The sequence below is a fragment of the Nocardia blacklockiae genome (assembly GCF_015477355.1).
In the GTDB taxonomy this organism is placed as follows: domain Bacteria; phylum Actinomycetota; class Actinomycetes; order Mycobacteriales; family Mycobacteriaceae; genus Nocardia; species Nocardia blacklockiae.
In genome coordinates this window covers 693,419-701,404 of record NZ_JADLRJ010000004.1, presented here as the reverse complement: position 1 = coordinate 701,404, position 7,986 = coordinate 693,419, and the positions used below count along the sequence as shown (strand labels likewise).

Here is a 7,986-nt window from a genome sequence, read left to right as displayed (position 1 = left end):
TCCGAACCCGGAAGCTAAGCTCACCTGCGCCGATGGTACTGCACTCGACAGGGTGTGGGAGAGTAGGACACCGCCGGAACATACGTTCGCGAAGGCCCCCGACACTGTCGGGGGCCTTCGTCGTATCTGCCCATCGGCACCTGTCAGGCTGGACCCATGGCATTGGAGACGGCGTTCACGCAATCCCTTTCGATTCGTCACCCGATCGCGCTCGCCCCGATGGGCGGTGTGGCCGGCGGCGCTCTGGCGGCAGCGGTCTCGCAAGGCGGCGGCCTCGGACTGATCGGTGGCGGCAGGGGCGATCGTGAGCAGTTGGCGCCGGAGCTGGCGCTGGCGCGGGCGGGCACGGACCGCCCCTGGGGCATCGGATTCCTGTCCTGGGGCGTCGACACCGAAACGCTCGCCTGGGCACTGGATTTCGAGCCGGCCGCGGTGCTGCTCTCGTTCGGCGACCCCACGCCGTTCGCGCAGCGCGTCCTCGACTCCGGCGCGAAACTCATTCTGCAAGTGACCGATTTGGAAGAGGCTCGCGGCGCACTCGATGTGGGCGCCGACATCCTCGTCGCGCAGGGCGGTGACGCGGGCGGGCACAGTGGCGGCAATGCCGTCGGCACCCTGTCGTTCGTGCCGGTGGTGGTCGATATGGCCGGTCCCACACCGGTTCTCGCGGCCGGGGGCATCGCCGACGGACGCGGCCTGGCCGCCGTGCTGGCCCTCGGCGCGGCGGGCGCACTCATCGGCACCCGATTCGAAGGTTCCCCGGAGGCGCTGCTCTCCGCCGAGGAGACGAAGGCCCTGCTGGCCGCCCACGGACACGACACCGAGAGCAACCGCACCCTCGACATCGCCCGCGGCGCACCCTGGCCCGACCGCTACCCGGCCCGCACCCTGCGCAACGCCTACCTCGACAAGTGGCGCGGCCGCGACGACGAGGTCCGCACGAACCCCGAGGCCCGCCGCGAATTTCAGGAACTCGCCGACCGGAACGACCTGTCGGCCGCGCCCGTCTGGGCGGGCCAGGGTGTCGGCCTGGTGACGGCCGTCGAACCCGCCGCCGACATCGTCGAAGCCATCGCACAGGACGCCGAGCGGACCCTGCACCGCCTCTGTGCCACCCAGGAGGTGCGCTCGTGAAGGCCGCCCGCTTCTCCCGCTTCGGCGCCCCCGACGTGCTCGAGATCGTCGACCTCCCCGACCCGCATCCAGGCCCCGGCCAGGTCCGAATCGCGGTGCGGGCGGCCGGAATCAACCCGAGCGACTGGAAGAAACGTCAGGGCCTGATGGACGAGGAACTGCCGCAGACCCTGGGTTACGAGGCGGCGGGCGTCGTCGACGAAATCGGTGCGGGTGTGTCGGATGTGGCCGTCGGCGACCGCGTGTTCGGTTTCTCCGCCGAGGGCGTGGCCCAGGCCGAACTGGCGGTGCTGTCGCACTACGCGCCGATCCCGCCGTCGCTCGATTTCCCCGCCGCCGCCGCGCTGCCGGCCGCTGTCGAGACGGCCACGCGCGCCCTCGACCAACTCGGTGTCGGCGACGGCAGCACGCTGCTCGTCAACGGCGCCTCCGGCATTATCGGCAGCGCCGCGGTGCAGCTGGCCGTGGCGCGTGGTGCCCGCGTGATCGGCACGGCCGGACCGGCGAACCACGAATACCTGCGCACGCTGGGCGCCGAGCCGATCAGCTACGGCGACGGGCTCGGCGAACGCGTCCGCGCGCTCGCGCCCGACGGCGTCGATCTCGCGCTCGACGTCGCCGGTAGCGGAGTCCTGCCCGAACTCGTCGCCCTCGCGGGCGGCCCGGACCACGTTGTGACGATCGCCGACTTCGCGGGTGCTCATGAGCACGGCGTGCGCTTCAGCCGCGGCGACACCGGCCGCGCCCTCCACGCCCTCGCGGAGGTCGGTGACCTGGTCGAGTCCGGCCGCTTCGCGCTCCCGGTCGCCCGCACCTTCCCACTCGCCGAGATCGCGGAGGCGCACCGCGTCGGCGAGCACGGCCACGCCCGCGGCAAGCTGGTGCTGGTGGTCGACGCGCCGTCGTAACCGACTGCGCCGCAAGCACTCTCGCATCATCGAGCGGAATGCCGGAGTTTCCGCGCCGATCGGTGGCGCCGAACATTTCTCTGGGTTGGCTCCGTTGTGCGAAGCGCTCGACTCACGCGTACGGATCGGTGAGTTCGCGCAACTCGGTCAAGGCCTCGCGCAAATTGCGCATGCGGCGCGCGCCGAGACGCGCGGCCCATTCGGCTTGCACGGCCGCGGCGATCTCGTTGGCGTGATCCGCCATCGCGCGGCCGCGGGGCGAGAGCCGGACGAGGCGGGCGCGCCCGTCGGACGGATCCGGCACCCGTTCGACGTAACCGGCGCGCTCGAGCTGGTCGACCAGGAAACCGGCGGTCTGCTTGGTGATCTGAGCCTGCTCGGCCAACTCGGTGATGCGGGAGCCGCCCGGCGCGAGCCGACCCGCCAACCGGCCCTGCGCCAGCGTCACATCGCCATAGCCGGCTTCGGCGAGCCCGGCGTAGATCCGGTCCTCCATGGCCCGGTAGGCGATGAACATCAGCAGCCCGACATTCAGCTCGTCATCCGCCATCCCGCTCCTTGACTCGGTAAGAGACACTGACCATAATAGTCAGCATATCTTACTAATTATTGGGGCATCTCGTCGAGCTGCCCGGTGACGGTGAGGAATGCCATGGACCGCGAAACCAGTTGGCAGCACATCGAACAGCAGCGTCGTGCCATCGCCGACCTGCTCGCCGACCTCACCCCCGCGCAGTGGGAAACGCCGTCGCTGTGCGCGGGCTGGCGCATTCGCGAGGTCGCCGCCCATCTCGCGATGACGCCGGAGCCGCCCACGCCGCTCGTGATGCTGCGGACGGGGTTGCGCGTGCGCGGCGACTACAACCGCTTCATCGACGAACTCACCCGCGCCCACGCGGCGCGCCCCACCGGCGAACTGGTCGCCCAGCTCCGCGCCAATGCGGCCTCGCGGCGACTGCCGAAGCTGACCAACTATCGCAACGCCCTGTTCGACACCATCGTGCACGGCCAGGACATCGCCCTGCCGCTCGGTCGCTCGCTCGCGGTCGCGCCCGCGGCGGCCGCGGCGGCGGCCGAGCGCGCCGCACGGGTCGGCCGCCCGGTCTGGAATCCGCATCGGCTCAACGGGGTTCACCTGCGCGCCGACGACGTCGAATGGGAGTACGGGACGGGCGGCGAGGTTCGCGGGCCGATTGTGGCGCTGCTGCTGTTGATCACCGGCCGCACCGCCCTGCTGGATCAGCTCTCCGGAGACGGAATCGATCGACTCGTCGGCCAGCTGGCCTGAAGCCGCGGCCGCCCCGAACGCTATGTGCCGCGGAGGTTTTCCCCTACAGCGGAGAGCGCCGCCGCCACCGCCGCGGCGGGATCGGTGACGGTGACGGTCTTCTCGATCGGCGTACCGGCCGCGTCGATAACGCGCCAGCCGCCCAGGGACACAACGGGAATGCCCCCGCGCCGGTGCGCCAGCGCCAGCTCCGACAGCGTGCCCCAGGAACCGCCCACGACGATGACGGCATCGGCGGACGCCACCAGGATCGCGTTGCGCGCCTCGCCCATCCCGGTGTACAGCACCGCGGACAGACCGGCACACGCGGCGGAGCGATCGGTGTCCGGCCGGACGCCGATCACGAGACCGCCTGCGCGCGAAGCGCCTTCGGTGACCGCCGCCATGACCCCGGCACCGCCACCGCACAGGACGGTCGCGCCGGCCGCGGCCAGCAGCCGGCCGACTTCGGTGGCGTGCGCGGCGTCGGAGTCGGTACAGTCGCGCGGCCCGCACACGGCCACCTGCACGGGGCTCACGGCGCGGCGGCCAGTTCCTTGTCGAGGGCGTCGAGCTGGTCGCGGGTGCCCTGCTCGCGCCAGTCGGCCTGTTCCTGGCCGTCGAGGAAGGCGCCGTGCTCGGTCAGCACGAGACGCGTACCCGCCTCCGCCGCAACGAATTCCACCGAGGTCAGCGAGACCGTGGCGACGGTGTCGCCGGTGCGCAGGGCGGAGGTGTACACGATCCGTTCGCCGGGCACGATCTCCTGATAGGTGGTCTCGAAGGTGAGTTCGGTGCCGTCGTGGGTGCCGCCGGCGAGTTCGCGGCCGCCGACCCGGAAGTCGAGTTCGTGCCGCGAACCAGGACCGGCGAACCAGCGGGCCTTGGTCGCCGGATCGGACCAGGCGGCGAACACCCGCTCCGGATCGGCGGAGTACTCGCGCTCGATGGTGAAAGTGGCGTGGACGACGGAATGCTGTGTCATGACCTACTCCTCGTGATCATCGGTGGTGTCGGTGAGCGCCGTGCCGAGTGCGTCCAGCCGGTGCTCCCAGCGCGTGCGCCGGGCGCGCAGCCAGTGTTCGGCCGGCCGGAGCGCATCGGGTGCCAGTTGGCAGGTGCGAACCCTGCCGACCTTCTCGGATCGGATCAGGCCCGCGTCCTGTAACACCTGCAGGTGCTGCACGACCGCGGCCAGCGACATCTCCAGCGGCGCGGCCAGCGTGCTGACCGCCGCCGGGCCGCCGGTGAGTCGTTCGAGCAGGCGGCGACGGGTGGGGTCGGCGAGGGCGCGAAAGATCCGGTCGAGCCGCTCCGATTGGTTAAGCACGTACTTGAGTGTAGGGACTCCTGCTCGATAGTCAAGTGGATACTTAAGCGATCGCGCGGCACGGCCGCGCCTCCGTTCTGCCTTCGGCGCGGTTTTCCGGCGATCGCTTTCGAAGCGTTTCCGAGATTCTCGCAGAAATATTCTACGGAGTTCCTTCAAAATGGCGCGAAATCGCGCGATAATCGGTATCGTCCTGGGTGGACAGGCAAACTGCTGGTAACTCTCGTGTCGCACGTGAGGTGCCGGCGGTGCCGACGAGGGCCTGATCCGGATGAGGGGTTCGGGCCCTCGTTGGTCTGCTTTTCGCGGGCCGAGATAATTGGATATGAACCGCGGGGCGTGTCGAGGAATCACTCGGGGCGCGGCAGACAACTTTCAGCTATCGTCGAGGAAATTCCAGCGGTAAACGAAGAGCCCGATCCATGCCGTATGGATCGGGCACTTGGGTATTGTCTGGCGCGATGTCACAGGAAACGAACGCGGGCAGGATGTACGCCGGGCAGCCCGTAGAAGACCGGCAGCGGCAGCGACGTGCGCGTTTTCTGGAGTCCGGGCTAACCGTGTTCGCGCGTGACGGATATGCGAACAGTTCGGTGGGCGCGATCTGTAAAGACGCCGGGCTGTCCTCTCGGCAGTTCTACGAGGAGTTCACCGGACGCGAATCGCTGCTACTGGAGCTCTACGAACAGATCGACGAGCAATCCCGCGAGGCGGTCGCCGCCGCGTTGGCCGCACAAACCGATCGCAGCGCGGTCGAGGTCATCGACGCGGCCGTGCGCGCCTACGTGGAATCGATCGGGCGGGATCCGCGCAAGGCTCGGGTCGCTTTGGTGGAAGTGGTCGGTGCGGGCCCCACGGTGGAGAAGTTCCGGTTGGAATTGCGCCGCGCGTGGGGTTCGCTATTGGCGAGCGCCGCCGAAGACGCGGCGTTGCAGGGAGAAATTCCGCCCGGCGATTACGAGATGCGCGTGCTGGCGATCATCGGCGCGGTCAACTACGTGGTGGACGCCTGGAGCGGGGCCGAGCCGCGCCCGCCGCTCGACGACGTGATCCGGGTGCTGCGCCGGGTGATCATCGGCGCGGTGAGCGCTTGAGCTATCGCCCGCGCGGCCGAACACCCCTGGTCGTGTGCTGGTGATTCGCTCTAGCATCGAATTGTGAGGCCGGATCAGGTGGGGGAACGATCCCCGAGTTTCGTTGTCTGTGGGGACAATCCGCTCGTCTATCAGTTGGCGGCACAGCTGGTGGAACGCTTCGCCGACGGCGTGGTGACCGTCGTGCTCCCGAACCGGCGGGGCGGGTACGTGCCGCAGCTGGAGCGGCTGCCCCGCGTCCGCATCCTGTGCTCCGAGCGGCTGGACGAGGAGACGCTGCGGGTGGCGGGGGTCGGTGAGGCGCGGGCGCTCGCCCTCGTCGACCAGGCCGACGTGGAGAACTTCCACGCCGCGCTGCGGGCGCACGAGTTGAATCAGGACATCCGGCTGGTGATCCGGATGTTCAACACCGGCTTGGGTTTTCGCATCCGCACGCTGTTCGCCGACTGCGTGGTGCTGTCGATCTCGGAGATGGCGGCGCCGTCGTTCATCGCGGAGGCGCTGGGCGAGACGGCCCTGGACTACCTGCGCCTGGGCGAGCGGACGCTGTATGTGACCGGGCCGTCGGGCATTCCGGACGGCACGATGGTGTGCGGCCTGGCGGTCTCGGACTCCGGCGATGTGCGCATGCTGGCGTCCACGCGCAGTGACGCCCGGGCGCTGGCGCTGGCCGGCCGCGCGCCGTACGTGCTGAACGCGCGGCGGCGCGTCCTGCTGCGGTTCCGATATCTGGCCCGGCACAACCTCGTTCGCCTGATGCTGGGGCTGCTGTCGCTGATCATTCTCGGCTGCGTGCTGATGGTCGCGGTCGGCAATCCGTGGGGCGACGCGGTGTACGAGACGCTGCTCGACGCCGCCGGCGCCGCGCAGCCCGAGCATCAGCGCGCACCGATCTTCAAGGCGTTGCAGGTCGCGGTCGTGTTCATCGGCTTGGCGCTCACTCCCGTCGTCACCGCGATGGTCGTGGGCGGGGTGCTGCGCGCGCAGTTGTCGGAGCAGATCGGCCCGGACCCTTCGGGTTTCAGCGGGCACGTGGTGGTCGCGGGGCTGGGCAATGTCGGTATGCGCGTGCTGGAGCAGCTGTGCGATCTCGGCGTGCAGGTGGTCGGGCTGGACTACGACGAGAACGCCCGCGGCATCGCGCTGGCGCGCACCCTGGGGGTGCCGGTGGTGATCGGCCAGGCCACCTGGGAGGACACCCTGGAGGCGGCGGGCGTGTCGCGGGCGCGGGCGCTGGTGCTGCTCACCAGCAGCGACGCGGTGAACCTGGAGGCCGCGCTGCTCGGCCAGTCGTATCACGAACAGTCCCACCGCAAGCTCAAGGTGGTGCTGCGGCTGTCCGACGACGACCTGGCGAAGCGGGTGCAGAACCTGCGCGACACCATGGTGGTGCGCAGCGTATTCCAGCTCGCCGCAAAGGGATTCGCGGCGGCGATGGCCGAGCGTCGAGTGATCGCGACGCTGTCGATCAACGGCGGCACCCTGATGGTCGCGGAGGTTCCGGTGGAAGCGGGCTCGGCGCTGGTCGGCAAGCCGGTCCGGACGGCCGGGCTGCCGGTGCACACCCGCGTCCTGGCCCTGCAGTCGGCCGTCGGCGCCGACCTGGAGTGGCAGCCGGACCAGGACACCGTCCTCGCCGCGGGCAACCAGCTCGTCGTGGTGTCCAACCGCACCGGTCTCGACCACCTGCTCACGCAGAGTTCGGCCGGTGAGTCGGCGGGAGATGCGTCGGCCGGAGCGCCGATTCCCGCCGCGGACGGGCCGGACACCGGCCCGGCTCGGAGCTCCGTCGAGGCCGAGCCCGAGGGGCGGACGGCGGAGACGGGTGTCGGTTCGGCTTCGAGCGCCGTTGCGCTCGGGCCGGAGAGCGAGACGGTCGCGACGCGTGGCGGCCCGGTCGGAGCGGGTGCCGTGGTGCCGGTGCGCGGGACCGATTCCAACGGATCGGAAGATATTCCGGCGGAACGGCACCCGGTAGAAACGGCGGTGATCGGTCCTGAGCCAGCAGCCGAAACACCTGAGGCGCACGTCGTTTCGGGCGCCGTGGACAGCAGCCTCAACGAAGTGGACAGCGGGCCCAGCGAAGCAAACGACGAAAGTGCCGGGCACGGTAGGACTTCGGCGGGGAACGGGAATGGGTCCGCGGAGCCGGAGGACGATGCGCCCCAGCCGGGCGAGGGCCCGGGCGAGCCGGACCCGGTCATCGCGTGAGGCGTTGCAGAGCCCTGCGTGATGGTGTTGCCGTGCCGGGTG

The 7,986-nt window shown here is 70.0% G+C and carries 9 protein-coding genes and 1 rRNA gene; 6 read left to right on the top strand and 4 right to left on the bottom strand.

Annotated elements, in window-relative coordinates; genetic code table 11:
* The 3 genes from rrf to IU476_RS16205 all read left to right on the top strand — a co-directional run.
* A 5S ribosomal RNA gene (gene rrf / locus IU476_RS37370) occupies window positions 1–79 on the top strand; the annotation flags it as partial.
* A 77-nt stretch (window positions 80–156) separates the two neighbouring features.
* Window positions 157–1,134, top strand: coding sequence for an NAD(P)H-dependent flavin oxidoreductase (locus IU476_RS16210; RefSeq protein WP_195100931.1), 978 nt, complete (start codon window positions 157–159; stop codon window positions 1,132–1,134).
* Window positions 1,131–2,042: an NADP-dependent oxidoreductase gene (locus tag IU476_RS16205; RefSeq protein ID WP_195100930.1), complete on the top strand. Its 912-nt coding sequence runs from the start codon at window positions 1,131–1,133 to the stop codon at window positions 2,040–2,042. The genes IU476_RS16210 and IU476_RS16205 overlap by 4 nt, the downstream gene beginning before the upstream one ends.
* A 112-nt stretch (window positions 2,043–2,154) precedes the next feature.
* Here IU476_RS16205 and IU476_RS16200 read toward each other — a convergent pair whose 3' ends face one another.
* On the bottom strand, window positions 2,155–2,592 hold the full coding sequence (locus tag IU476_RS16200; RefSeq protein WP_195100929.1) for a MarR family winged helix-turn-helix transcriptional regulator: 438 nt from the start codon (window positions 2,590–2,592) through the stop codon (window positions 2,155–2,157).
* 102 nt (window positions 2,593–2,694) lie between these two features.
* Between IU476_RS16200 and IU476_RS16195 the strand changes: the two genes are divergently transcribed.
* Window positions 2,695–3,330 (top strand): maleylpyruvate isomerase family mycothiol-dependent enzyme, encoded by a 636-nt coding sequence (locus tag IU476_RS16195; protein ID WP_195100928.1) that lies wholly within the window; start codon window positions 2,695–2,697, stop codon window positions 3,328–3,330.
* A 20-nt stretch (window positions 3,331–3,350) separates the two neighbouring features.
* On the opposite strand, the gene IU476_RS16190 is transcribed toward IU476_RS16195, so the two are convergent.
* From IU476_RS16190 to IU476_RS16180, 3 genes are read right to left on the bottom strand one after another with little or no spacing between them, the layout of a single operon-like run.
* Window positions 3,351–3,848, bottom strand: coding sequence for an SLOG cluster 4 domain-containing protein (locus tag IU476_RS16190; RefSeq protein WP_324194076.1), 498 nt, complete (start codon window positions 3,846–3,848; stop codon window positions 3,351–3,353).
* A complete protein-coding gene (locus tag IU476_RS16185) occupies window positions 3,845–4,294 on the bottom strand; it encodes an SRPBCC family protein (protein WP_195100927.1) in 450 nt (149 codons plus the stop codon). The genes IU476_RS16190 and IU476_RS16185 overlap by 4 nt, the downstream gene beginning before the upstream one ends.
* Window positions 4,295–4,297: 3 nt before the next feature.
* Window positions 4,298–4,639 carry an ArsR/SmtB family transcription factor gene (locus IU476_RS16180; RefSeq protein WP_195100925.1) on the bottom strand — a complete coding sequence of 114 codons (342 nt, stop codon included), beginning with the start codon at window positions 4,637–4,639 and terminating at the stop codon, window positions 4,298–4,300.
* Between the two features lie 461 nt (window positions 4,640–5,100).
* Between IU476_RS16180 and IU476_RS16175 the strand changes: the two genes are divergently transcribed.
* The gene (locus tag IU476_RS16175) at window positions 5,101–5,733 is read left to right on the top strand and encodes a TetR/AcrR family transcriptional regulator (protein ID WP_228823678.1); all 633 of its coding nucleotides are present in this window, start codon (window positions 5,101–5,103) and stop codon (window positions 5,731–5,733) included.
* A 63-nt stretch (window positions 5,734–5,796) separates the two neighbouring features.
* On the top strand, window positions 5,797–7,944 hold the full coding sequence (locus IU476_RS37060; RefSeq protein WP_195100923.1) for an NAD-binding protein: 2,148 nt from the start codon (window positions 5,797–5,799) through the stop codon (window positions 7,942–7,944).
* Window positions 7,945–7,986: the final 42 nt, after the last annotated feature.

What these genes read in the sequence shown, in the direction of transcription:
- IU476_RS16195 (WP_195100928.1), top strand. Translation starts at nt 2,695, where the DNA reads ATGGACCGCGAAACCAGTTGGCAGCACATCGAACAGCAGCGTCGTGCC.
- IU476_RS16200 (WP_195100929.1), bottom strand. Translation starts at nt 2,592, where the DNA reads ATGGCGGATGACGAGCTGAATGTCGGGCTGCTGATGTTCATCGCCTAC.
- IU476_RS16185 (WP_195100927.1), bottom strand. Translation starts at nt 4,294, where the DNA reads ATGACACAGCATTCCGTCGTCCACGCCACTTTCACCATCGAGCGCGAG.
- IU476_RS16210 (WP_195100931.1), top strand. Translation starts at nt 157, where the DNA reads ATGGCATTGGAGACGGCGTTCACGCAATCCCTTTCGATTCGTCACCCG.
- IU476_RS16175 (WP_228823678.1), top strand. Translation starts at nt 5,101, where the DNA reads ATGTCACAGGAAACGAACGCGGGCAGGATGTACGCCGGGCAGCCCGTA.